24 protein-coding genes are annotated in these 24538 nt (G+C 48.0%); 11 read left to right on the forward strand and 13 right to left on the reverse strand.

Annotation, left to right across the window (positions count from 1 at the left end):
- The first annotated feature begins 133 nt into the window (after positions 1-133).
- Positions 134-712 carry a protoporphyrinogen oxidase HemJ gene (gene hemJ, locus NC981_RS21045; protein WP_190377330.1) on the forward strand — a complete coding sequence of 193 codons (579 nt, stop codon included), beginning with the start codon at positions 134-136 and terminating at the stop codon, positions 710-712.
- Positions 713-924: 212 nt separating this feature from the next.
- Positions 925-1476, forward strand: coding sequence for an SH3 domain-containing protein (locus tag NC981_RS21050; RefSeq protein WP_348244704.1), 552 nt, complete (start codon positions 925-927; stop codon positions 1474-1476).
- 60 nt (positions 1477-1536) lie between these two features.
- Here NC981_RS21050 and tatC read toward each other — a convergent pair whose 3' ends face one another.
- From tatC to NC981_RS21065, 3 genes are all read right to left on the reverse strand, one after another.
- A complete protein-coding gene (gene tatC / locus NC981_RS21055; RefSeq protein ID WP_190377328.1) occupies positions 1537-2349 on the reverse strand; it encodes a twin-arginine translocase subunit TatC in 813 nt (270 codons plus the stop codon).
- 165 nt (positions 2350-2514) lie between these two features.
- On the reverse strand, positions 2515-3432 hold the full coding sequence (locus NC981_RS21060) for a homogentisate phytyltransferase (protein WP_348244705.1): 918 nt from the start codon (positions 3430-3432) through the stop codon (positions 2515-2517).
- Positions 3433-3484: 52 nt separating this feature from the next.
- The gene (locus NC981_RS21065; protein ID WP_348244706.1) at positions 3485-4324 is read right to left on the reverse strand and encodes a methyltransferase domain-containing protein; all 840 of its coding nucleotides are present in this window, start codon (positions 4322-4324) and stop codon (positions 3485-3487) included.
- 515 nt (positions 4325-4839) lie between these two features.
- On the opposite strand from NC981_RS21065, the gene NC981_RS21070 reads away from it, so the two are divergent.
- Entirely contained in the window at positions 4840-5151 is a 312-nt protein-coding gene (locus NC981_RS21070) for a Mo-dependent nitrogenase C-terminal domain-containing protein (protein WP_348244707.1), read from the forward strand.
- On the opposite strand, the gene cobW is transcribed toward NC981_RS21070, so the two are convergent.
- Complete coding sequence (gene cobW, locus NC981_RS21075) at positions 5148-6182, reverse strand: cobalamin biosynthesis protein CobW (protein WP_190377324.1); 1035 nt, start codon at positions 6180-6182, stop codon at positions 5148-5150. The two genes, NC981_RS21070 and cobW, sit on opposite strands and share 4 nt — an antisense overlap.
- A 170-nt stretch (positions 6183-6352) precedes the next feature.
- Positions 6353-7072 carry a heme oxygenase (biliverdin-producing) gene (locus NC981_RS21080; protein WP_348244708.1) on the reverse strand — a complete coding sequence of 240 codons (720 nt, stop codon included), beginning with the start codon at positions 7070-7072 and terminating at the stop codon, positions 6353-6355.
- A gap of 252 nt (positions 7073-7324) precedes the next feature.
- On the opposite strand from NC981_RS21080, the gene NC981_RS21085 reads away from it, so the two are divergent.
- From NC981_RS21085 to NC981_RS21095, 3 genes are read left to right on the forward strand one after another with little or no spacing between them, the layout of a single operon-like run.
- Complete coding sequence (locus NC981_RS21085) at positions 7325-7939, forward strand: TVP38/TMEM64 family protein (RefSeq protein WP_348244709.1); 615 nt, start codon at positions 7325-7327, stop codon at positions 7937-7939.
- A gap of 4 nt (positions 7940-7943) precedes the next feature.
- Positions 7944-9443, forward strand: a complete 1500-nt coding sequence (locus tag NC981_RS21090; protein ID WP_348244710.1) for a mercuric reductase — start codon at positions 7944-7946, stop codon at positions 9441-9443.
- Positions 9444-9498: 55 nt separating this feature from the next.
- Entirely contained in the window at positions 9499-10383 is an 885-nt protein-coding gene (locus NC981_RS21095; RefSeq protein ID WP_348244711.1) for a metallophosphoesterase, read from the forward strand.
- Positions 10384-10392: 9 nt separating this feature from the next.
- Here NC981_RS21095 and NC981_RS21100 read toward each other — a convergent pair whose 3' ends face one another.
- The 5 genes from NC981_RS21100 to NC981_RS21120 form a co-directional block, all read right to left on the reverse strand.
- On the reverse strand, positions 10393-11919 hold the full coding sequence (locus NC981_RS21100; protein WP_348244712.1) for a YifB family Mg chelatase-like AAA ATPase: 1527 nt from the start codon (positions 11917-11919) through the stop codon (positions 10393-10395).
- Positions 11920-11934: 15 nt separating this feature from the next.
- Positions 11935-14025, reverse strand: coding sequence for a response regulator (locus NC981_RS21105; RefSeq protein ID WP_348244713.1), 2091 nt, complete (start codon positions 14023-14025; stop codon positions 11935-11937).
- Complete coding sequence (locus tag NC981_RS21110; protein WP_348244714.1) at positions 13974-14414, reverse strand: response regulator; 441 nt, start codon at positions 14412-14414, stop codon at positions 13974-13976. Before NC981_RS21110 ends, NC981_RS21105 begins: the two co-directional genes overlap by 52 nt.
- A complete protein-coding gene (locus NC981_RS21115; RefSeq protein ID WP_348244715.1) occupies positions 14371-16674 on the reverse strand; it encodes an ATP-binding protein in 2304 nt (767 codons plus the stop codon). The genes NC981_RS21110 and NC981_RS21115 overlap by 44 nt, the downstream gene beginning before the upstream one ends.
- A 247-nt stretch (positions 16675-16921) precedes the next feature.
- A complete protein-coding gene (locus tag NC981_RS21120) occupies positions 16922-17341 on the reverse strand; it encodes a response regulator (RefSeq protein WP_348244716.1) in 420 nt (139 codons plus the stop codon).
- 133 nt (positions 17342-17474) lie between these two features.
- Between NC981_RS21120 and NC981_RS21125 the strand changes: the two genes are divergently transcribed.
- Together NC981_RS21125 and recR are read left to right on the forward strand one after the other, a co-directional pair.
- Positions 17475-17825: a histidine triad nucleotide-binding protein gene (locus NC981_RS21125; RefSeq protein ID WP_348244717.1), complete on the forward strand. Its 351-nt coding sequence runs from the start codon at positions 17475-17477 to the stop codon at positions 17823-17825.
- A 31-nt stretch (positions 17826-17856) separates the two neighbouring features.
- Positions 17857-18468, forward strand: a complete 612-nt coding sequence (gene recR / locus NC981_RS21130; RefSeq protein ID WP_190379344.1) for a recombination mediator RecR — start codon at positions 17857-17859, stop codon at positions 18466-18468.
- On the opposite strand, the gene NC981_RS21135 is transcribed toward recR, so the two are convergent.
- The gene (locus NC981_RS21135) at positions 18465-18896 is read right to left on the reverse strand and encodes a VOC family protein (protein ID WP_348244777.1); all 432 of its coding nucleotides are present in this window, start codon (positions 18894-18896) and stop codon (positions 18465-18467) included. The genes recR and NC981_RS21135 overlap by 4 nt on opposite strands.
- A 57-nt stretch (positions 18897-18953) precedes the next feature.
- Between NC981_RS21135 and NC981_RS21140 the strand changes: the two genes are divergently transcribed.
- Both NC981_RS21140 and NC981_RS21145 read left to right on the forward strand, forming a co-directional pair.
- Entirely contained in the window at positions 18954-19712 is a 759-nt protein-coding gene (locus NC981_RS21140; RefSeq protein WP_348244718.1) for a TIGR00297 family protein, read from the forward strand.
- Positions 19713-19734: 22 nt separating this feature from the next.
- Entirely contained in the window at positions 19735-20451 is a 717-nt protein-coding gene (locus NC981_RS21145) for a 2-phosphosulfolactate phosphatase (protein ID WP_348244719.1), read from the forward strand.
- Positions 20452-20466: 15 nt separating this feature from the next.
- On the opposite strand, the gene xth is transcribed toward NC981_RS21145, so the two are convergent.
- Positions 20467-21255 carry an exodeoxyribonuclease III gene (xth, locus tag NC981_RS21150; RefSeq protein ID WP_348244720.1) on the reverse strand — a complete coding sequence of 263 codons (789 nt, stop codon included), beginning with the start codon at positions 21253-21255 and terminating at the stop codon, positions 20467-20469.
- A gap of 36 nt (positions 21256-21291) precedes the next feature.
- Positions 21292-22551 (reverse strand): FHA domain-containing protein, encoded by a 1260-nt coding sequence (locus NC981_RS21155; protein ID WP_348244721.1) that lies wholly within the window; start codon positions 22549-22551, stop codon positions 21292-21294.
- Between the two features lie 394 nt (positions 22552-22945).
- Between NC981_RS21155 and gatA the strand changes: the two genes are divergently transcribed.
- Positions 22946-24394: an Asp-tRNA(Asn)/Glu-tRNA(Gln) amidotransferase subunit GatA gene (gatA, locus tag NC981_RS21160; RefSeq protein WP_348244722.1), complete on the forward strand. Its 1449-nt coding sequence runs from the start codon at positions 22946-22948 to the stop codon at positions 24392-24394.
- Positions 24395-24538 lie beyond the last annotated feature (144 nt).

Genomic DNA, 24538 nt, shown 5'->3' on the forward strand with positions numbered 1-24538 from the left:
GGATTTTTCAGCTTCTCTAATTAGAACGGAGTGCCACATTGCGCCTGATTTTATTGCAGAATGGAGAATGCGATCGACAACTCACTTCGATGAACTTCGATGCGCTTTTCAAACACTTCGCATAACGATTCTTATGGCATATCAGTGGTTTAAGGCATTTCACATTGTGGGAATCGTCTGCTGGTTTGCGGGACTGTTTTATTTGCCCCGCCTGTTTGTCTATCACGCTGAAGCAAACGAGCAACCCGAACCCGCCCGCAGCATTCTCAAAAACCAATATCAAATCATGGAGAAGCGACTCTATCGCATCATCATGACCCCGGCATTGCTGCTCACAATCACAATGGCGATCGGGCTAATCTACACAGAACCCGATGTTCTCAAGCAGCCTTGGCTCCATATCAAGCTAGCGTGTGTCGCGCTTTTGATTGTTTACGATCATCTATGCTTGAGAATTATGAAACGCCTTGCTGCTGATACGTGCAAGATGACAGGGCAGCAGTTCCGCTGGTTTAATGAATTCCCCACCGTCTTGTTTGTTATCGTAGTCATGCTGGCGGTGTTTAAGAATGACATTCCCACCAGTACAACCGCTTGGGGCATTTTCGGCATGGTCGTGGCAATGGGAGCATTCATTCAGCTTTACGCCCGCAAGCGGCGCTTGGCGAGGGAACAACTTGCAGCAACCTCAACCTCAGAAGTTAGCGCATAAACCGCCAATTCAATCTGATTTCTAAGGCGTTCTGAAGAGCGTCTTTTTTATTGTCAATTTGCCAGTAAAGCTGGACTGTAGGAAAATTTAAATAGTATTGATTATTCGCCAATCGGCAGATATGTTGCCAACAGGTGTGGCTGGAAGGAGGGCTTGCTGTGATGCGTAGAATTCAGCAAGGTACTGTTTTTTCAAGTCAGGGAGAAAGCGAAATGAATTTCAAAACTGTTTTATCCACGATCGTATCTTTTGGGATGGTGGCGCTGAGTAGTTTGCCTGCTTTGGCTAGAGATGTTGTGCTAAGAGCGGATTCTGCCAACTCTAGAGTGAGCCTACGATCGACTCCGAGTAACAATGCGCCCGCGCTTGCATCAGCGCCTTCGGGAAATCGAGTACAGGTCATCGTTCAGCGACCTGGAGCGAATGGAGTCACCTGGTATTACGTGCGGTCTTCTACAGGTGCGGAAGGCTGGATCGATGCAATCTATACTCGTCCTGTCAATCGCGGCGGTTTAGGGTTCAATGACAGAACTGAGACTGATAGAAGTCGCCGCTATCTGATCCAGCAATACGAGGTCAGACTCTTTTCCGAAAGATCGCAGGTCTTTCTGAATGTGTTCGATCGCAATAGAAATCGAACGGTCGCGAATGGGGTGCCCGTCAGCGTAATCAGCGGCAGGGACGGTGTAACTTATACAGGTCGAAACGTGGTGCTGTTTGTTCATAACACCCGCGATGAAAAGACCATCACAATCACTCGGTAATTAAGAAAGCGCGATCGCTGAATATGGCGATCGCGCTTTTTCGTGTCAAAGAAATTGCGGCTACTTACCTAAAAGCTTGACGATTCCAATTCCACCGAAATACAACCCTAAAACTGCGCCACCTAATAGACTCTGAGTCAGAGGATCGGTGGATGGCGTGATGACGGCTCCAAGAATCGCAGAGCCAAGTAGGACATACTTCCAGCCGGATAGCATTGTTTTTGACGAGACAATGCCTAAGAATCCAAGCAAGGCTTGAACCACTGGGATTTGAAATGCTAAACCCGTGCTAAACATCAGCAGTAAAACGAACTCGAAATAGCGATCGATCGACCAAGCCTGCTCAACCACTTCTGCACCGTAAGAGATGAAGAAGTTCAGCGCAGCGGGAATCAATAACGCATAAGAGAACGCTAATCCTCCTAGAAACAGAACGCTTGATCCTAAAATCACAGGAGCTAGAAATCGCTTTTCTCGCCGCGTTAATCCAGGCAGCACAAACGCCACAATCTGATACAAAATCATAGGGGCTGCCAGCACTAATCCGCTGTAGCCTGCAACCTTCATCGAAACAAAGAAATACTCTCCGGGTGCAAGCTGAAGAAATTTCACGCCCACAGCAGGCACTTCAAGAAATTGCACCAGAGGTCTGACATAGATAAAGCACCCGATGATGCAAACGACGATCGCAATCAACGAATAAAAAATCCGCTGCCGCAATTCCTCCAGGTGGTCGAACAGCGACATCTCAACATCATCAATGATATTGTCGTCATCTTCGAGCGTGGCGGGTTGCGCGGGAGCCAATTCACTAGGGGAATCGTCGGCAACGACTGGAGTAGAAGAGGTTTCGAGTTCCGAAGGAGCAGTCATGAATTGATGGCTTCTGTCCGATGGGCTGTAACCATTGTATCGAGGACAGGCAACCCGACAAGCCCAAGCAACAGATTCGATCGCTTCATAAAGGTTTATCTAGCAATTTTCAGCAGATCCATAAGGAGATGAACGGTCTAGCACAATCCCTCGCATTTGCTTAAGTTAACTTAGCAGACACGCCGCCGGAAAAAGCAAATATTCTAGGAAAAACAGTTTCCAAATAAATTGATAAAAGCGCGTCACTTCTGCTTTATTTTGCAAATCAATTTTGTAACTCCGAAACCAAATTAAACATAATGCAATCAGGTGGCTGATTACCAGAAAGGGTGCGTTTACTCCGGGTAGAAAGAAGGCGATCGCAATGATCGATAAATAACATCCGGTTAAAACGGCTCGTGCCAAATTAAACACGGGTCGCTGTCCAAGTTTGAGCGTCAATGTCCGAATGTTGTACTGGCGATCGCCTTCAGTATCAGGCATATCTTTGAAGATGGCAATCGCGAACGTGAACACCAAAATAAATGCGGTTAATGCCCAAACTTTTGCGGGAATGGGAAAGCCTTGATTGAAATGGAGAAATAATCCTAGATTGACGATCGCGCCTCTGACCGTAAAGATGCAGAGCGAAGCCCAGAACGGAAATCGCTTCAATCGCACCGGGGGCAACGAGTACAGTGTGCCGATCGCTAGACTCAATCCCACCATTCCAAGCAGGTAAGAACTTTGAGTGGCAGCGATCGCCACGGCAAGCATTCCTGTTAAAAAGACGATCGTTTGTCCTTGTCGAGCCGAGAACTCACCCGAAGCAAGCGGCAGATGCGGCTTATTAATTTTGTCGATCGCAATATCTTCAAGCTGATTCAATCCAACGATGTAGATATTGCCACATAAACACGCAATTAAGGGGGCAAGCCAAGCAGTCGGTAGGAGTGGGCGATCGCTGCCGAGAACAATTAGATAAAGTCCAAGAACGCTCAGTGATGTTCCGATCACTGTATGAGGGCGGGAGAATTTCCAGAAAGCGTAGAGCCAGCGTTGAATGGGGTTAGCGTGCGGCGATCGGGGCGAAATTCGATTCATGGATGTCCTAGAGTCCTGATTTTCCTACCGTACCTGGTTTTAGTCTTTTGCTCTAGGCTTTCGTGCCGCAGAGTAAGCCAAACTTAATTAACCCACGCTTGTATCCCTGCTGCATTGTTCCAAGTGACAGCGCGGCTTGAATCGTTGTCCACCCAGAGGTCAGCAAGCCAAAAATTGCGGAGGGAGTGAAAGTCGAATCGATCACTACATCCCAAAACGGCGCAACGGCTCTTGACCAATCTGCGGTACGAATCTGTTGCAGTCCGACACCCTGCGCGATCGCTTCATATTCGGGGAGCGAAATCACATACGGCAAACAGTACACGCGATAAATCTCAGCCAGACGCTTTTGATCGTCCACGGTTAAAGGCACTTTATCCGTCGGGCGATGACACCAGGTTGCCATCACAAAAGTTCCGCCGGGTTTGAGAACGCGATAGCATTCCTGCAAAAATTTCACCTTGTCGGGCATATGCTCGCCACTTTCAAGTGACCAAACGAGATCAAAAGAATTGTCGGCAAAGGGCATATTGAGTGCATCTGCGACTTGGAACTGGGCGTTGAGATGAGTTGATCGTGCTCGATCGATTGCTCGATTCGCCTGCACTGGACTAAGCGTGATCCCCGTTGCGGTTGCACCAAATTTTTCTGCTAGAAACAGTGAACTTCCGCCGATCCCGCAGCCGACATCTAGAATCTGCTGTGCCTCAGTGACGTTTGCCCAGTTGAGCAACTCTTCGATGAGATCAATCTGGGCTTGTCTGCGCTCTTTTCGAGTTTTGCCATCTGCGCCGTAGTAGCCGTGGTGCATATGCTCGCCCCAGGTTTGCTCCCACAGTCCCGAAGACGCATCGTAGAATTGCTTGATTTGTTCAGATAGCGATGAAGTCATAAATCTGCTTAGGAAATGTATTTAATTTATCAAATCACTTCTAGAAATTACGAGCCGTTGGGCACTAAAAGGAAGATTTGATAATCAGAAGTTAACTAGGTAATAAAAACTACGGTTCCACGAAAAAGGCTCAAAGATCTATTGTTATGTCTAGGGGTTAATATCGTTGGACGTAGTTTTATGAAGTTGTAAAGAAAAAGTTACCCTTCAGGGTGCTGTGCGGTGATTTCGGGGATCACTTTAATGGAAATATCTTCAGAAAAAAACAGAAATAACTGAACTAGATTTCTGCATAACTTGAAGAGTTCGGACGTATATATGGGTATGTTGAATCGTAAATCTAGATTATTAATTTACCCGACTTATTTCACTCAATCTTTATCAAAGCTAGGATTATCTCCCTTCTAAAACTCACGGAAATCTCAGATTCGCTCTGTATCTAATAGTAAGAAAAGAGATCATTTCCTCAGCCTTGAAAAGAGCAAAACTCTCTTAATCTCTTTGGGAAGGTCATCATGTCTGAATCGCAATTTGCCTTTGATTTTCCACTTTCGTCGGCTGGTCAACCCCACTCCAAACTTGACTTACTGAAGCCAATCCGCAGCTGGTTAGATTCCATTGAAATTCACGATCGCAAATCTGCTCATCTCGTCTGCAAACTGATCCCCGCACAATGCCCGTTTGAGCGCGACATCAAACTCTTTGGACGCACGATCGCGCATATTCCGCCGATGTGCAAACTAAATCCGCTCTACGATCAGTTCGTGGGTCTGCGCTTCCGAGCATTGTGCTATCTGGTTGATGAATGCGGCGAAATGGTCGTTTAAGCAAACTGTGCCGCTAACCGATTGGAGTCGAGATCTTTGCCGATAAAGACCAATCGAGTTTGTCGCAGTTCATCCGGTTTCCAAGGTCGATCGTAGAAATGCTCGAATCTTGAGCCAACCCCTTGAACAACTAATCGCATCGGTTTATCAGGAACCGCCACAAATCCCTTCACACGGTAGATTTCCTGCTCTTGAACCAGTTTTTCTAAGCGCGATCGCAGTTGATTCGGATCAAACGATCGATCCAGGATCAGATGCGTCGATTGAATTTCATCATCGTGATCGTGTTCTTCTTCGCTGTCGTGATGGCTTGGACGAGCGGCTAAGTTCTCTTCAACTGCCGCATTGAACCCAAGCAGCAAACTTGGATCGAGTTCGCGATCGTTCCGCCCATTTTCGACGATTTTCACGGCTCTGGGAAGTTCTTGTTCGACGAGCGATCGGACTTGCTCTTGCGCTTCCATATCGACGAGATCGGTTTTATTCAAAATCACCAGATCCGCACAGGCAAGCTGATCTTCAAACAGTTCTTGCAGTGGGGTTTCGTGATCGAGATTGGGATCAGCTTGTCGTTGGGCTTCAACGGCTTGCAGATCAGCCGCAAGAGTGCCTGTGGAAACAGCTTCGCAATCGACAACGGTAATCACACCATCAACGGTTGCTGCATTGCGAATCTCATGCCAGCGGAATGCTTTGATTAATGGTTTCGGCAATGCTAAACCAGAAGTTTCGATCAAAATGCAATCTAAGCTGTCTCGACGCTTGAGTAACTCCAACATCGTCGGAAGAAATTCTTCTTGGACGGTGCAGCAGAGACAGCCGTTGGTGAGTTCAACAATGTTGCTGGTTTCGTCTTCGGGGCAAACTTCGCAGGATTTTAGGAGTTCTCCATCGATCCCCAGTTCTCCAAATTCATTGACCAATACTGCAATTCGCCGACCTTGATTGTTTTGTAGCAAATGACGAATGAGGGTTGTTTTTCCACTGCCTAAAAAGCCAGTAATGACCGTAACCGGAATCTTTGCAGCCATAGTTTATTTAAGTCCGTTGCCTTCAGTTCATGCGGCGCGTGTCCGCGAGTATCAATATTCGATCGAATCGAACCGTCGCCGATCGTACCAATTCCAAACAACGAATCCTGGAAACTCGATGATTTTCTTCACCGTAGCCTCCAGGATTCAACCGATTGAGAAGCAAATTTCTAATTTTCTGCCGTTGCCAGTTCGGTGCTACCCCGTCCGCGTCTGCGGGTGAGAGCATTAAACAAAGCAAGTCCGATCGCTTTAATCAAGTTGCCTTCTAGCTCTTTGAACATTTCCATGTTCATGCCAAACGCATCGTTCGCTTCTTCAACAATTCGATCAGCCATCGCATCGTCGATCGCCATCGAATCGAGCCGAGCGCGATACTCTTTCTTGAAGGCTTTCTCGTCGGAGATGTGTTTGAACTCATAGAAGTTCGTGCCTTCTCCTTCAGTCAAATTCATGCCGTTTTGGGCAATCTTCTTGAGAATTTGACCGCCGGATAGGTCACCAATGTAGCGGGTGTAAGAGTGAGCAATCAGGAGTTCAGGATTGCTGCTGCCAACTTGGTGAATTCGTGCAACGTAGGATTGAGTCGCTCTCGAAGGAGCAACTTGCTCACGCCAGTTTTTGCCAAAATAATAAGCTAAATCTTGCTCTAGCGCTTCTTTACGTTCGAGTTCGGGGAAGTACACCTTTGACAAGATTGCATGGTCTTTGTGGCGGCGCATTTCCTCTTCCATTGCCGAATAAACAAAGTAAAAGTTTGCAACGAGCTTACGGTAGGACTCCTTTTCTACCGTTCCTTTTAGAAAACACGCGATGAAGCCTGTGTTCTCCGCCATTGTGTGAGCTTTCTTGGTTCCTTCGCGAAGTTTTGTTGCTAAATTGCTGCTCATTCTAAACTTCCCAACACTGTAAATTTAAGTGATTCGCTGGCGTTTGATGTTCGCTTGTGATCCCAAACCTTAGATTAAGTTCCTGAATCCAGTGCCCTTCAAAGCTTTGAACCCGGAATCGTACCCTAAATGCCAGAATCACCCTGTTGCGTTATTTACTAAGGTATGTCGAATTGATGAACGTTTTTATTACAAATTCTTACACAGGGCAGATGCTACATCGATTTTCAACCTTTTAACTTTCTCTAACTCATGCTGCAACAGGCTCTTACTTGGATTCAGAATTTTGGCGCGTTAGGTACGATCGTATTCATGGCTCTCTATGTTCTCGCTGCCGTTCTTTTCATTCCCGGAACGATTCTAACGCTCGGAGCGGGAGCCGTGTTTGGGGTGGTGTGGGGATCGATTTATGTGTTCGTTGGAGCGTCTTGCGGGGCGATCGCGGCGTTCTTGATTGGACGCTATTTGGCGCGGGGTTGGGTGACACAACGAATTGAAGGAAACCCAAAATTCAAAGCGATCGACGAGGCGGTGGCGGCATCGGGATTAAAAATCGTGATTTTGACTCGGTTATCGCCTGTGTTCCCGTTTACGTTGCTCAACTATGCGTTTGGAGTGACGCGGGTAACGCTGAGAGATTATGCGATCGGTTGTGTGGGCATGATTCCCGGCACTGTGATGTATGTGTATATCGGTTCGCTAGCGGGGAGTTTGGCAACGATCGGTACAACGCAATTGAGCCAAGAAGCACAATCGATGCAATGGGCAATTCGCATCGTCGGGTTGATTGCTACAGTGATTGTATCGGTGTATGTAACGCGAATTGCTCGAAAAGCATTGCAGGATAACGGTTTAGAACAGAATTAATCACATGAAAAACTCACTCATTTCTCCGATCGATGTTCACAATGAATTGCTGGTTTCTCGCGTTCATCCGCTCGATTGGAGCAATCCACAACCTGCGGAACGGTATGACCTAATCGTAATTGGTGCGGGGACGGCGGGTTTAGTGGTTGCTGCAGGAGCGGCAGGATTAGGAATTGGGTTGAAAGTTGCCTTAATTGAGAAGCATCTCATGGGCGGCGATTGTCTCAATGTCGGCTGTGTGCCGTCGAAAACAATGATTCGATCGTCTCGCGTGGTCGGAGAAATGCAGCAGGCGCGATCGTTCGGAGTGATGCCACCGGATCAAATTGAAGTCGATTTTGCAGCCGTGATGGAACGGGTGCGGCGAGTGCGAGCGGAAATCAGCGAGAACGATTCAGCCCAACGATTTCAAGAACTTGGAGTTGATGTATTTCTGGGTGAAGGGAAATTTTTGGATCGAGAGCAGATTGCGGTTGGCGATCAAATTCTTAGATTCAAAAAAGCTGTAATTGCTACGGGAGCGCGTGCCAGCCATCCCGATATTCCAGGATTGGCGGAAGCAGGATTTTTGACGAATGAAACGGTCTTTTCATTAACCGATCGCCCGAATCGATTAGCAATTATTGGCGGCGGTTCGATCGGCTGTGAAATGGCGCAAACTTTCCGACGTTTGGGATGTGAAGTCACGCTATTTCATAACAAAAATCGATTGCTCGATCGTGAAGATCCCGAAGCCGCAGAACTCCTACAGCAAGTGTTTCTAAAAGAGGGAATTCAGATTGTTTTTAATAGCTCGATCGATAAAGTTGAAAAAACTAATCAGGGAAAAGTCATTCACTTCAATTCACAGCAGACTACGGTTGATGAAATATTAGTTGGAGCGGGTCGATCGCCCAACGTAGAGCGATTAAATCTAGATGCGGCTGGCGTTAATTACAACAAAAAAGGCGTGAAAGTGAATGATTATTTGCAGACTACAAACCCACGAATTTATGCAGCAGGTGATATTTGTATGGGCTGGAAATATACTCATGCAGCCGATGCCGCAGCGCGAATTGTGATTAAAAATGCGTTCTTTTCACCGTTTGGATTAAGTCGATCGAAGCTCAGCAATTTAGTCATGCCCAGAGCTATTTACACTGATCCTGAAATTGCCCAAGTTGGACTGAGTGAAGCTCCAAACGCTGAAGTTATCAAGATTCCGTTAGAGCGAGTCGATCGCGCAATTGCAGATGAAGAAACCAACGGATTTGTCAAAATTTTGCACAAAAAAGGATCAGATCAAATTTTGGGAGCAACGATCGTCGCCCGTCACGCAGGCGAAATGATTAGCGAAATTACTTTTGCGATCGTCGGCAAACGCGGTTTAAACACCTTATCCAGCGTAATTCATCCTTATCCCACGCAAGCCGAAGCGATCAAAAAAGCCGCAGATGCTTATCGAAAAACCCTGCTTACGCCAAATAGTCAGAGACTTTTAGCATTCTTGACCAAACTTTCATAATCAGTTGAATCTGGGTAAGTTTTGTTAAGCTGAGAGCGCCTTAACCCACAACGATATGCAGCCCCTATTCAATCAGTCTGTCAAAGTCGAAACCCTGACCGTTGCGATCGACAATCTCCCTGCTCATTTAGATGGAACAAAACTCGTTCAACTTTCGGATTTACATTACGACGGCAAGCGTTTATCTGAGAAAGTGCTGAATCAAGCGATCGAGGCAACCAATCAAGCCGAAGCGGATTTTGTTGTAATTACAGGCGATTTTGTCACTGACGATCCGGCTCCAATCTATGAGTTAGCCAAGCGATTGAAACAGGTAGAAGCGCGATCGGGCATCTATGGAATTTTGGGCAATCATGATTTGTACGGTCGCAACAGCAAGCAAATCATTACCGATGCCCTCGCACAAGTTGAAATTCAAGTGCTGTGGAATGAGGTCGCCTACCCGCTTGGCGAAGGACTTGCACTGGTTGGTCTAGCTGATTATTGGACAGGTGCATTTAAGCAAAAAGCAGGGGCGGTAATGGAGCAACTTCCCGCAGATTTGGCGCGGATTGTCCTCGCGCATAACCCTGACTGCGCCGATTCGCTGCAAAAATATCGCGTAGATCTACAGCTTTCGGGGCATAGCCACGGTGGACAAATCATTATTCCGGGAATTTTGAATGTCTCAGTTCTGTCTGCCTATTTGTACCGCAATCTACCCAAGCAAGTTCGGCATCGTATTCCTGTGTTAGCCGCTTGTTACCGCGTGATGAAACGCTGGGAATGGGTGAAAGGCTTTCATCAAGTCGGAAATAATCGGCTGTATGTGAATCGCGGTTTAGGAACCTATTTTCCGGGGCGATTGTTCTGTGCGCCAGAAGTGACAGTCATTACGCTAAAGCGCAAAGCGGCTGAACTTGCTCAGGAAGAGAGCATGATGGTCAGCGCTGCACCATAGAAGCAACCTCTATTGCATTCGATCGATCGTTCGATACTGAATCGCTTCTGCAACATGATGCGCTTGTAACGTCTCGTCGCCTGCTAAATCTGCGATCGTTTTTGCCACTTTAAGGATGCGATCGCTCGCCCTCACCGATAATCCCAACCGTCGAATGGCATTTTCTAACAGCGATCGTGTTGTATCGTCAAGTTTGCACCACTGGCGTAAATGAGCGCTCTGCATCTCGGCATTACAGCGCAGGGGAGTGTCTTTGAAGCGGAAAGCGGCGCGATCTCGGGCTTGTTGAACTCTAGCGCGTACCGTTGCTGAATCTTCTCCGGTGGGTTGCTGCGTAATTTCTTCGGGCTTTAGTCGATTCACCCCCACTTGCAGATCAATTCTGTCCATCAACGGACCAGATAATCTCGCCCAATATTGCTCTCTTGCTCTCGGTGAACAAGTGCAAGGCTGCACTGTATCTGCATAAAATCCACAAGGACAAGGATTGGTACTGGCAACTAAGGTAAATTGCGCCGGAAAAGAAACCGATTGCCGGGTTCGAGAGATCGTCACGTTGCCATCTTCCAGCGGCTGCCTCAAAAACTCTAAAACATCGCGTCGAAATTCTGTTAATTCGTCCAGGAATAAAACGCCTCGATGTGCCAGCGAAATCTCACCCGGACGCGGAAACGTACCGCCGCCAACCAACGCCGCACCCGAAGCCGAATGATGCGGGCTGCGAAACGGACGATCGCCAATGAGTGATCCTTTATCTTTCAAGAGTCCCGCGACCGAGTGAATTTGAGTGACTTCTAACGCTTCTTCAAACTCCAGGGGCGGCATGATTCCAGGTAATCTTCGCGCCAGCATCGTTTTTCCACTGCCTGGAGGCCCGACAAAAATGAGGTTATGTCCGCCAGCCGCAGCAATTTCTAGGGCGCGTCTTGCATGGGCTTGACCTTTGACATCGCGCAAATCGGGAGCCGAAATTTGCATCTCAGCCATCTCAAGCGCGGTATCAATTTGAGCCGGAATGTAACCAATCGGATTGTTGAGAAACGCGCCGACTTCAGATAAATGCTTGAAGCCGTAAACGTTGAGATCCTTGACCACCGCCGCTTCTCGAACATTATCGGCAGGCACGACTAAGTTAGAGATGCCAAGTTGTTTTGCGGCAGCCGCGATCGCCAACACTCCCGCTACCGGACGCAAACTGCCATCGAGCGAAACTTCGCCTAAGAACAAATACTCATCTAGGGTTTCGGTTTGAATCTGTTCTGCTGCTGCGAGAATGCCGATACTAATCGGAAGATCAAAGCTTGGTCCCTCCTTCCGCAAGTCCGCAGGTGATAAATTAATCACGATTCGCCGCATCGGAAATGCAAATCCGGAATTCTTGATCGCCGTTTTAACCCGCTCTTTTGATTCTTGAACCTCGGTTCCGGGTAATCCCACTACAACAATTCCTGGCAATCCTCCCGCAACATCGACTTCAACGCCGACTTTTACGGCATCGATTCCAATGAGTGACGCACTCCAAACCCTTGCCAGCATTCCTTACCTCAGTTTTTACCTCTCGGTAGAGTACCCTGTATTCTGCGGTAAAGCGCGATCGTGAGACAGGATGCTCACGAGATCCTGTGTTGTAAATGGCTTTTGCAAAAATCCCTGAAAGCCATGTGCTTCTGCTTGGGCAACGACTTCTGTAGAAGCGACTCCGCTCATGGCGATCGCATACAGTTGAGGATTCCACTGCCGCAGGAGGGGTAACGTGGCAAATCCATCCAGCGATGGCATCATCAAATCGAGCAAAACCGTGCGAATTTGAGTTTTGTATTGCGTCAAAAGCTCGATCGCGGCTAAGCCACTCGCAGCGGTCAGCACTTGGTAGTCGTAATCGAGCAGTGTGGCTTGCACAGTTTCACAAATGGCTGCTTCGTCATCGACAATCAAAATTAGGGTCTGTTCACCAGATAACGGTTTGGAATCCAGCGGGGCGGGGGGTTCGATCGTAGAAGTGGCAGGTAGATAAATCTTGAACTGACTGCCTTGATTGATTTGACTGTGAACATCGACAAATCCGCCATGGCTTCTGACAATGCCGAGCAAAGCGGAGAGTCCTAAACCTGTGCCTTTGCCAATGTCTTTGGTGGTGAAAAAGGGGTCGAAAATTCGCTGAAGATTGTCCGGAGTGATGCCGCTTCCCGTATCCGTCACTGTAACCAAAACGTAAGCCCCGACTTGGGCTTCCAGATGCAAGCGAGCGATCGCGGCGTCGATCGTGACATTCTCGGCTTTAAGCGTCAGCGCTCCGCCGTCGGGCATCGCATCGCGAGCATTCACGCACAGGTTCATTAGAATCTGATGGATCTGAGTCGCATCGCCTGTGATTGTCCAAAGGTCGGGTGCGATGTCTGTGTGAAGGTCGATCGATTTTGGAAAGGTGGGTTGAATGATGTGCTGAATTTCGCGAAGGACGTGACGGAGTTGTAGGCTGACTCGTCGCCCCTCAACGCCTCGCGCAAACGCTAGAATTTGCTTCACGAGATCGGCTCCGCGTCGGGCACTGGTTTCGGCAGTGGTGAGCAGAACGCGGTTTTGGTCGCTGAGATTGGGAAGTTTGAGCGGAAGCAGTTGAGTGACTGCCAGAATTGGAGTCAGAATGTTGTTGAGATCGTGAGCAATTCCGCTTGCTAGGGTTCCGAGGCTGTCGAGCCGTTGCGCTCTGAAAAACTGGGCTTCAAGCTGTTTTTTCTCGGTGATATCCATGTGAATTCCCAGCATTCGTGGCGAATTCAGCTCTGATGCAAAGACGCTGCTTTGAACGGCGATCCAACGAATGCTGCCGTTGGGCTGCAGGATACGGAATTCGATGTCAAGTCCGTGGAGCTGCGCGATCGCACTTTGGCATTCTTGCTCGATTTTGGCGCGATCGTCCGGGTGAATCAACGCAATCCAATCGGCAGCAGTGCCACCAAAACTATGAGGTACTAAGCCGTAAAGCGCTTCGACCTCGCCTGTCCAAGCCATTGCCTGGGTGTGAAGGTTCCATTCAAAGCTGCCCATTTTTGCGGCTTTTTGTGCGAGTTCTAGCCGCTCTTGGATTTTCTGAGCACGATCGATTTCTTGTTGCAGCCGCTGATTTGCCGTTTCCAGTTCTCTTGTCCGTTCTTGGACACGATGTTCAAGAATATCGTTTGCTTCTCGGAGCGCTTCTGCTGCCTGTTTGCGCTCGATCGCATATCGAATGGAGCGAATAAAGGTATCCGGATTGATCTGCCGTTTCACGAGATAATCCTGAGCGCCGTGTCGGACGGCGTGAATGGCAAGCTGATCGTCGTTTGTGTTGGTCAGAACCACGATCGGGAGATTGGGAGAATGCCGCAGCATCGTATTCAGCGAATCGAGTCCCGCACTATCTGGCAGCGTGAGATCCAGCAAGACAACATCGAATGCCTCAGATTCCAGCAGCGCGAGCGCTTCGCGCATTCGCTGCACTGGGACAAGCTGAAATCGGCATTCGATCGTGTGTTTTAGAATCTCTTGCAACAGTCGCGCTTCTGCTGCATTGTCTTCGACCAGTAGCACTTTGACACAGGGACGCTGTTCTAAGTGGGACTCTGTCCGACTTTGATCGGTAATGTGGCGGTGTCTAGCCAAAACTCTTCAATCCCCCGAATGATTTTGAACAACTGGCTCAGATTGCGGGATTTGGCGATATAGCAATTCACGTGCAGATCGTAGCTCTTATGAATGTCTTCCTCATTGCGCGAGGTCGTCAGCACAACGACGGGAATGTGCTTCAGCGACGGATCAGCTTTGATCTCGGCGAGCACTTCCCGTCCATCCTTCCTCGGCAAATTCAAGTCCAACAGAATCAGGTCTGGGTAAGTTTCCTGACTCTGAAGGAGTTGCATTGCTTCGACCCCATCCCGCGCCACAATAACTTCACATTCAGTTGCGGTGCTTTTGAGCGCTTCCTGGATAAGCCGAATATCGCCTCGGTTATCTTCGATTAAAAAGATAGTTTTTCTTTTGTCCGATCGCATGGCTGGGATCTCGTCCTCCAACGGGGATGGTGAAGTGAAAAGTCGCGCCGTGACCGATTTCCGATTCGACCCAGATGCGTCCGCGATGGCATTCGACAATCTTTTTACAGATGGCTAATCCCATGCCTGATCCGGGATATTCATCACGGGTATGTAACCGCTGAAAGATCACGAAAATACGATCGTTAAATTGCGGCTCGATGCCGATACCGTTGTCTCGGACTGAGAAGAGCCAAGCATCTTCCTGTCGCTGAACGCCAATATGAATGTGTGGCGGCTGATTGCCCTTGAATTTGATCGCATTCCCAATCAGATTTTGGAACAGTTGCATCAATTGAGTCCCGTCTGCCACAATTTGCGGCATTGGATCAAAAGTAATCTGAGTTCCAGTCTCGGCAATGCGTCCACGCAAATTACTCAATGCATGATTCAGAGCCGTTTCCGCATCGGTGAGTTGCCATTCAATACCTTTGAGATCGACTTTTGAATACACCAAAACATCATCGATCAAGGTCTGCATTAAGCTCACCCCTTCGACCGCAAAATCGATGAAATCCGTGGCATCTTGATCGAGGGAGTCGTGGTAGCGCATTTCGAGCAGTTGCACATAGTTTGCAACTTGATTCAGCGGCTCCTGTAAATCATGAGAGGCAACATAAGCAAACTTTTTCAGTTCTGCGTTCGATCGCTCTAAATCCTGTGCCAAGAGTGCCAATTCTTCCGCTTGTCGCAGCACGATGTTAACGATCGCTTTTCGCAATTCAAGGGTTGCTTGAATTTCAACGGGTTTCCACGGCAATGAATTCAGCCGAACCGTTTCTTTCCATAATTCAAACGACTTACGCGGACAGAGACGACGTTCATTGCCCACTTCTTGCAGTTCATACGCATGATTGGGATCACCCCCCCAATTCACGGTTTGGATCACTTCGGGGCGGAACCAAAGCACGTAGCTCCGTTTTGAAATGGGAATCGCTAATAATCCGCTAGCGACGTGCTTAAAGCGCTCTGCATCCGAATAAATAGCGGGTAATTCGCTGGTATAAAACACTTCGTCATCGACGTTTTTCGCCAGCCATTGCACTAAGTAATTTAGTTCTTCTTCGGATGGCGTTTGCCCGATCGTTGTCCAGCGTCCTCCAAAACAAATCGCAGCCCCTTTTGCATCTGCTAAATCCAATAAATTCAGCTCAGATTGAATTAAGCCATCAATAAAATTCTCCGCTTCAGACATTGATTCAATCAATGCAGAATGCACTCGTGCTAGGTGCATTCGATAGTGATAATCTGCGGCTTCTTCGCGTGTAGAAATTTCCGCAAAAATGACTCGACCTAAAAATTCGCAAGCCTTGCGTAGTTCGTAAGAAACGGCTTTCGGGGTGCGATGATGACAAGCAATTAATCCCCAGAGCTTTTGGTCTTTCATCAATGAAATGGTCAGCGATGCGCCTACGCCCATATTGTGCAAATATTCAGCGTGACAGGCGTAAGGACTCCGCAGAATTGATAGCGTTAAATCTGTCGGTTGCTGAGTGACAGGATTATGAGCAGGATAGAGCGAAACAGGTTCAGCATGAGCATCTGGAATCACACGAATCCAGTTTGAGACAAACATCTTACGCGCAGGCTGAGGAATGTCTGATTCTGGGAAATGCAAGCCAAAATAAGGCTCTAGTTCTTCGATTTTCTCTTCTGCAACGACTTCTCCGTGACCATCGCCATCAAATTTGTAGAGCATGACGCGATCGAACCCCGTCACTTTCCGAACTTCTTGCACAATAATCTGACAGAAATCTTGTAGATTTGCTGTTGCTTGTAGCTGATTAATCGAAGCTTTCGCAAGGTGATAGAAGCTTAAAAACGGAATGTTTTCTTGAGCTAATGCAGGCTCTAATTCCAACACCAAGAATCCATCTGCACTCCGATGAAACACTGCATCAAATACGGCGTAATCATCGCCTCTTTTTCTGATCCAAACTCTTGTCGGGTTGATAAAGTCTAAATTATCTGCGGCTAATCCTTCCCGAAAGCGCTCAACTTGGAATGAATCAAAGATTTCATCGATCGCTTTACCCAACAAATTGCTTGGAGCAATCTGAAGAGCAGAATTCGTATTTCCGCTCACTTGCAGAACAGTTAGATCGGGTTCCTGTAAGACAAATAGAATACCATGCGGCTGAATCTGAGTTAAGCGGTGAATTGAGGGTTGTTTCAAGCTGATTAAGCTACTGGGTTGCGCTTCCAAAGTGATATCGGTCATAGCTGTCCTTACGCCTAGGGCGCGAAAATATTGTGCTTTATGTGGGAGCTTTTCGACCGATGATGCAGAGTTCAAATCTTAAGCTGCCGCATTTCTATTTCTACTCTCAGTCAGCAGCATAACTTAGAAAACTAAGCCAGATTGTTAAATAAAACCGAAGTAATTTTATTGTGAGATCAATTGTTTTTGCTCAATTATTTTTGCTTAGTTGTTTTTACTTATCTGTATGCTCTGGAGAAATGAGCGCTCACTCTAATGGTAAAGTCACAATTCCTAACCAGAAATCTTTAATTCGTTGAATGATTTGTGATAATTGATCGCGATCCGAAGCTTTAATAACGTAGCTGTTACCTTGCAGCGTATAACTTTGAAAGATTTCTTCTTCTCGATCAGAGCTAGTCAAGATCACAACCGGAATTCGTCTCAGCTTCGGATCGGACTTTAATTCTGTTAATATCTCTTGCCCCGATTTTCCAGATAAATTCAGGTCGAGTAAAATTAAATCAGGGCGCGGAGCTTCAGAATATTCGCCGCGACGCTGTAAGAAATTGATTGCGCTTGTGCCATCAGCGATCACTTTGACTTGAAAAGCATCTTGCTGAAACGCAGATTGAATTAAAAGCGTATGTTCTGGATTTTCTTCTAGCACTAGAATGAAACGTTCCACGAAAAATCTTCCTCGAATGTAGTCTTGCTAACTTTAGTAAAACATTCTCGATCGCGAACGCTTGCAAATTTGTTAACTTTTTCATATCAACAAGATTGATACAATATTCAGCGAACTGATTTTACTTGCCTGTATGAGCGACCCGACCGATACCATTTTCGGCAAAATCATTCGCAAAGAAATTCCGGCGGATATCGTTTACGAGGATAATCTAGCGCTGGCATTTCGCGACGTGAACCCGCAAGCGCCTGTTCATATTTTGGTGATTCCCAAGCAACCGATCGCCAAACTCTCGGATGCAGAATCTAAAGATCATGCCTTAATGGGGCACCTGCTTCTGACCGCTAAACGAGTTGCAGAACAACAAGGACTGACCAACGGCTATCGTCTCGTGATTAACACAGGTGAAGATGGCGGTCAAACCGTGTATCATTTGCACTTGCATATTTTAGGCGGTCGATCGCTGTCTTGGCCCCCCGGATAGAGGCGGTTTGCGCTACGATCGACAAGAGCGAATCGGAGGAAGGACAACGGTTTACACACGCCCTTTAGCTCGATTGATCGAGCAATTGCAGCACCTCCCTGGTGTTGGCCCCAAATCAGCCCAGCGCTTAGCTTTGCATCTGATCAAACGCCCCGAAGAAGAAGTGAAAGCTTTGGCGATGGCGTTGATGGAAGCGAAGCTACAGGTTGGGTATTGTTCTGTATGCGGTCATTTGTCGGCAGAACCTGTCTGCGAAATTTGTCGATCGCCCCAGCGTGATGCCAAAACGATCTGCGTCGTGGCAGATTCTCGTGATGTGATTGCGCTGGAAAAAACGCGGGAATATCGCGGGAAGTATCACGTTTTAGGTGGATTAATTTCGCCGATCGACGGCATTGGCCCGGAACAACTCAATATCAAGCAATTGGTTCGACGAGTGAGCCAGCAAAAAGTGGAAGAAGTCATTCTTGCCATTAGTCCCAGTGTGGAAGGCGAAACGACAACGCTGTATGTCGGTAGTTTGCTGAAGCCTTTTACCCGTGTGACTCGGATTGCCTTTGGTTTACCGATGGGGGGCGATTTGGAATATGCCGACGAAGTAACGCTGGCACGGGCACTCGAAGGCAGGCGCGAATTGGATTAAGTGCGATCGCCGATCAACTCTGAATCTTGATTGCCAAAAATTGCGTCTTGATGAGCGTAATATTTGTACTCCATCAGATTGCCAAACGGATCAACCAGGAAAAAGGTGCGGTGTTCGAGTGGAGTACCGAGAAAGCGCTGTTTTGGCTGTTGATAAAACGTCAGTTGTTTTTGCTGAGCGCGATCGAGCAAAGCTCTCCAGTCAGCTTCATCGGTAAACACAAGCCCAAAGTGACGCGGGTAGATGCCTGTTTGCGGTGCGATCGCATCAGGTGTAACGTGCGCGACGAGTTGATGACCGTACAGATTCAGAATCGCAGACTGTGCGTTTTCTCTCCCTAAACCACAGCCTAAACCATCTACGTAATAGCTTTTTGTCGTGGGAATATCGCGAACCGGAAACGCTAGATGAAACAGCACTGAAGACATAATCGCGCCAGCCATAGAAATGCCACAATTAATTATGGCGAATTTTTTCTGTGAATTATGCCCCCAATTGCTTCAGACTGGCTCATCGCGATCGTAGTCAACACGGTTCTGCTTGGAGTCGCTGCGATCGTTCCGAAAAAACTGCTCACTCCAGGTGGGCTGGTAAATGCTTGGATTTTAGGAGTCATCATCTGGGGCTGTCTCGGCTGGCAGGGCTATCTTCTAGTGATGTTCTATTTTCTCGTCGGATCTGGTGTGACCTTCGTGGGCAAGGCGCAGAAAGAAGAATTGGGGATTGCAGAAGCGCGATCGGGAGCCAGAGGAGCCGGAAATGTTTGGGGATCAGCGCTCGTTGGTGCAATTTGCGCGATTTTAGTCTTTCTGCTGTCCAATGGTGTTCTTCCGCCGTCGTTGCCTTGGGTTGTGTTGCTGCAATTAGGATTTGTCGCGAGTTTTTGTACCAAGCTATCCGATACTTGCGGCACAGAAATTGGGAAAGCGTATGGTCAACGAACGTTTTTAATTACGACATTGAAGCCTGTGCCGCGTGGAACAGAAGGAGCCGTGAGTTTAGAAGGCACGATCGCAGGTGTGATCGGCTCAATCGCGATCGCGATCGTCGGTTGGTTACTGGGATTAATCAACCCGATCGGAGTTGTCATTTGTGCGATCGCGGCATTTGTTGCTACGACGATCGAGAGCTTGATTGGGGCGACGATCGAAGATAAAGTTCCATTTCTCACTCACGATGTTGTGAATATTTTGAATACCTTGATTGGTGCGATCGTCGCAATTGCGATCGGACTTAGGTTCTAAAATGGAGAACAAGTCTTCTAGGATGAACTTTGATCAAGCTCAATTTGAGGTGCGCTGTGAATGGGGTCAGCAGGGGGTTTTGCGGTTAGCGCCTATCAGTGATGTTGTCATTATTGTTGATGTTCTTTCGTTTTCGACTTGCATTGAGATTGCAAATCGTCGAGGCGCGATCGTGTTTCCGTATCAGTGGAAAGATGAATTTGCCAACGCATTTGCTCGATCCGTAGGGGCAGAAATTGCCGAAAAGCGTGGCAGTGGGAGGTACTCTTTATCTCCGACTTCGTTGCTTTTGATCGAGCCAGGAACTCGACTGGTGCTTCCCTCTCCAAATGGGTCTTCTTTAAGTCGTATCACAGGCACAACTCCGACTCTAACTGGGTGTTTGAGAAATCATCAAGCTGTTGCGATCGCGGCAATGCAATACGGACGAAGAATCGCGGTGATTCCAGCAGGAGAAACCTGGGAGAACGGTAGCCTGCGTCCTTCTTTCGAGGATTTGATCGGAGCGGGAGCGGTGATCAATGGTTTAAACGGCAGTCGATCACCAGAAGCGGAATTAGCAGTCGCGGCGTATGAAGGGGTCTTGCGATCGCTAAACCATCTGATCAAGCAATGTAGCTCCGGTCAAGAACTAATTCAGCGAGGTTTTGAACAAGATGTCGAGTTGGCAGCAGAGATCAATGTCAGCGATTGTGTTCCTACGTTGATGAATGGAGCATATACAAATTGCATAAATTAACTGATTGAATTTGCGTTAGGAGAGTTCTACAATCACGGGCGTATGATCGCTTGGTTGTTCAAGTTCGCGGGGAGCACGATCGATCACACAAGAAATCGCCCGCTCATAGAGATTCGGTGTCAGGTAATGATGATCAATCCGCCAGCCTGCATTGCGACGGAATCCCGCCGATCGATAATCCCACCAGCTATAGTGTCCACCTTCGGTTGTGAACTTCCGAAACGCATCGGAGAGTCCAAGAGCTAAGACATGACGCAACGCTTCCCGCTCTAAATCAGTTGCCATCACTTGCTTCTCACGTCCTTTTGGGTTGTGAATATCAATATCTTCAAGCGCAATATTAAAGTCACCACACACCAGTAAAGATGGAAACTGCCGAAGTAACGTCTGCAAATATTCGCGCAATACTTTCAACCAACGCAGCTTGTATTCATACTTCTCACTGCCTACGGCTGAACCATTCGGAACATAGAGATCAACAATTCGCACACCATTCAACACGGTACTAATCACCCGCTTTTGATCGTCCAAATCGCCGACAATTTCTGCCGGCAAAATTGCCCCAAACCCTAAATCCACTGCCTGAAGCGGCGATCGACTAATCAGCGCGACCCCGTTATAACTCTTCTGCCCAAACGCATAAGCGTGATACCCAACCGAGGCGATCGCTTCATGCGGAAATAATTCATCGACGACCTTTGTTTCCTGCACACACAGCAGATCGATCGGATTGTCGATGAGCCACTGGGTTACATGAGCCAGACGAGTCCGAATCGAATTGACATTCCAGGTTGCAATCTTCATGAAGCTCGATCAAATCAAACGGATTCCATCTTCGCATTAAACGAGCGATCGTAACGCCGCTTCTACCTCGCGTGCCGACTGATAGCGATCGTTCGGATTTGGCTCTGTTAGTCGATACAGCACTTCAACCAACTCTGGTAACAGTCCCGGAATCAAATCGGGACTAAAGCGATAATCCTGCTGCCATTGGCGGTAGAACAAGTGCGGCGGCTGACCTGAAATCAAAAACGAGAGTGTGGTGCCGATCGCATATAAATCCGATAAAACGGTTGCTTGTCCAAATTTCTGCTCTGGAGCGAGATAAGTAGCAGCTAGCTTATCTAAACTTAGTCCGCGCACCCCGCCAAAATCAACCAGCGCTAACTGGTAAGAAGAAGTCGAATGCGATCGACAAATAATATTGGAGGGACGGATATCTTGATGGAGAACGGGCAGAGCTTGTGCGTGGAGATAATCCAGAATTTCACACACCTCGATCATCCAATCGACTGCTTGCTTGAGATCGACTTTGCCCCGCTCTAGAATGTGGTGAAAGAGCGTTCTTCCTGCGATCAGTTCTGTGACTAAAAACGGCTGCCCGTCCACGCGAAAAAAATCGCACCAACGAGGAAGCCCAGGATGATTCAACGATCGCAGCAGCTTTGCCTGCCGCTCGAACAACGACAACGCCTCCGGATGATTCAGCCAACTCGAATGGAGCGTTTTGAGGAGAACGGCTTCGCCCGCATACTGACCTACGTAAGTCACACCCATTTTGCCTCGACTCAAAAGCTTGATCGAGTGATATTGTCCGATCGTGCAGGGATCTGGATTTGCCGATGCATAACTTGACTGGCTTGAGTCCATCGTCGTTTTTGAGGTTAAGCCAATCTTTGACGGTTGTAGCAATTGCGTCTTATCGTCTTCCCCGTGGTAAGCGACGGTATTGCTTACAGCTTGAGCCGGAATACGGGTGGACTCAGAGGCTCGTTTCAGCAGCGCGGGATCGGGACGACCCAAATGAATTTGCAAATTTGGGCCTGAACGTGCCAACCGAAAAATCATGCCATCGCGGATTGGCACTTGTGAAATTCTTTTGCCCTCGTAATACGTGCCGTTTGCGCCCAGGCTAACCAGTTCCCAAGACGAATTGACTCGTCGAATTTCCGCATGGTAGCGAGAAACAACGGCACTGTAGAGGACAACCTGATTATCTGTCGATCGACCCACCCGGACGGTTGAACCGTCATTAAATGTCCAGTGCTGAACGGGCGTTAGCCGATCGGGATGCAAGAGAGTTAGGGTAATCACATTCACGCCACAGAAGCTTGGACGAACAAGAAACGAAGAACGATTTAGATTCAGGAATTCAGTGATGCTTGAGGCTCAGGACAATACTGTACCCTGAAGCTCTACAACTGATGCAGAAATTATTCAGGTCGAGCCAGCAAAAGAGTTTGTGATTGCTCTCAAAATTCCCAGAAGTTCCCCGCTTGCTAACGCTGCTGCTGACTCAACTGCGCTCTATCAATCTATAGCGATGCAAATTCCAAGCTTTGTGCGATCGAGCGTGGCATGAGCGATCGGCGAACAATTTGATCCAACAATCTGATCCACGGATCAGCGAGGCATAAAGAGTAATTCGCGAGCGACTATACTGTACATTTGTGTGGATTTGAGCACACAGCATCAGTTATAGGGAGTAATGCAGATGGCATCCATTCGCGAGTTGCATCAACAACTCATCCGCAAAGAACGATCGGCAGTTGAAATTGTGCAGGAGTCGCTGAATCAGATTCAAGCGCTTGAACCGATGCTGCATAGTTTTTTGCAGGTGACGAGCGATCGCGCTTTGGAACACGCGAAGCAAATTGATGCCAAAATTGCTGCTGGCGAGGAAATTGGATTGCTGGCAGGAATTCCGATTGGCATTAAAGATAATCTCTGTACAAAAGGCGTTCCGACCACTTGCGCCTCTAAGATTCTGCAAAATTTCGTGCCGCCGTATGAATCGAGCGTGACGCAGAAGCTGATCGATGCGGGTGCTGTGATGGTTGGGAAAACCAATCTCGATGAGTTTGCGATGGGCGGCTCGACCGAAACTTCAGCTTATGCAAAAACCGCGAACCCTTGGGATACGTCACGAGTTCCGGGCGGATCGTCGGGGGGATCGGCAGCGGCAGTTGCCGGAGGAGAATGTCCGATCGCGCTTGGTTCCGACACAGGCGGCTCGATTCGGCAACCTGCCTCGTTTTGCGGCATTGTGGGATTGAAGCCGACCTATGGCTTGGTGTCGCGCTATGGTTTGGTGGCGTTTGCGTCGTCGCTGGATCAGATTGGCCCATTTGCGCGATCGGTGGAAGATGCGGCGATTTTGCTGAATGCGATCGCGGGGTACGATCCGCGAGATTCCACCAGCCTGAAAGTTGATGTTCCGGATTACACGCAGTTTCTGACTTCAGACCTGAAAGGTAAGCGGGTCGGGGTGATTAAAGAAACGTTTGGAGAAGGACTTGATCCAGAAGTTGAAAAAGCGGTGAATGGCGCGATCGATCAACTCAAAGCATTGGGCGCAGAAGTGAAAGAAATCTCCTGTCCTCGATTCCGTTACGGGATTGCAGCGTACTACATCATTGCACCGTCGGAAGCCTCCGCAAATTTGGCGCGATACGACGGGGTGAAGTATGGAGCGCGGATCGAAGAGGCTGAAAACTTGATGGAGATGTACACGCGGACACGATCGGAAGGATTCGGAGCAGAAGTCAAACGCCGAATTATGATCGGAACCTACGCGCTGTCTGCCGGATATTACGATGCGTATTATCTACAGGCGCAAAAAGTGAGAACGCTAATCAAACAAGATTTTGAGGCAGCGTTTGAGCAAGTCGATGTGCTAGTTTCACCGACTGCACCGACCACTGCATTTAAGCTAGGGGATAAATCTCAAGATCCACTCAGTATGTACCTGATCGATTTGATGACGATTCCGGTGAATCTAGCAGGACTGCCGGGAATGAGTGTGCCTTGTGGATTTGATTCGCAGGGTTTACCGATCGGTCTGCAAATTGTTGGGAATGTCTTGCGTGAAGATCAGGTGTTTCAGGTGGCATCGGCGTATGAGCGATCGACCGATTGGCATACGCGAATTCCTAAACTTTGAGGGACTAGATCATCGTATGAGTATCAGCAACGGTACTCATACAAAAATCAACACTCAAACAAAAATCAATCCAAACAAAACCCCGTATTCCGGTTTGGATAGGACGGGGCAAAAGACGCAGTTAGGAGGTATCTGCTATTCACA

This window comes from Leptolyngbya sp. DQ-M1, assembly GCF_039962505.1.
Lineage (GTDB): Bacteria > Cyanobacteriota > Cyanobacteriia > Leptolyngbyales > Leptolyngbyaceae > Leptolyngbya.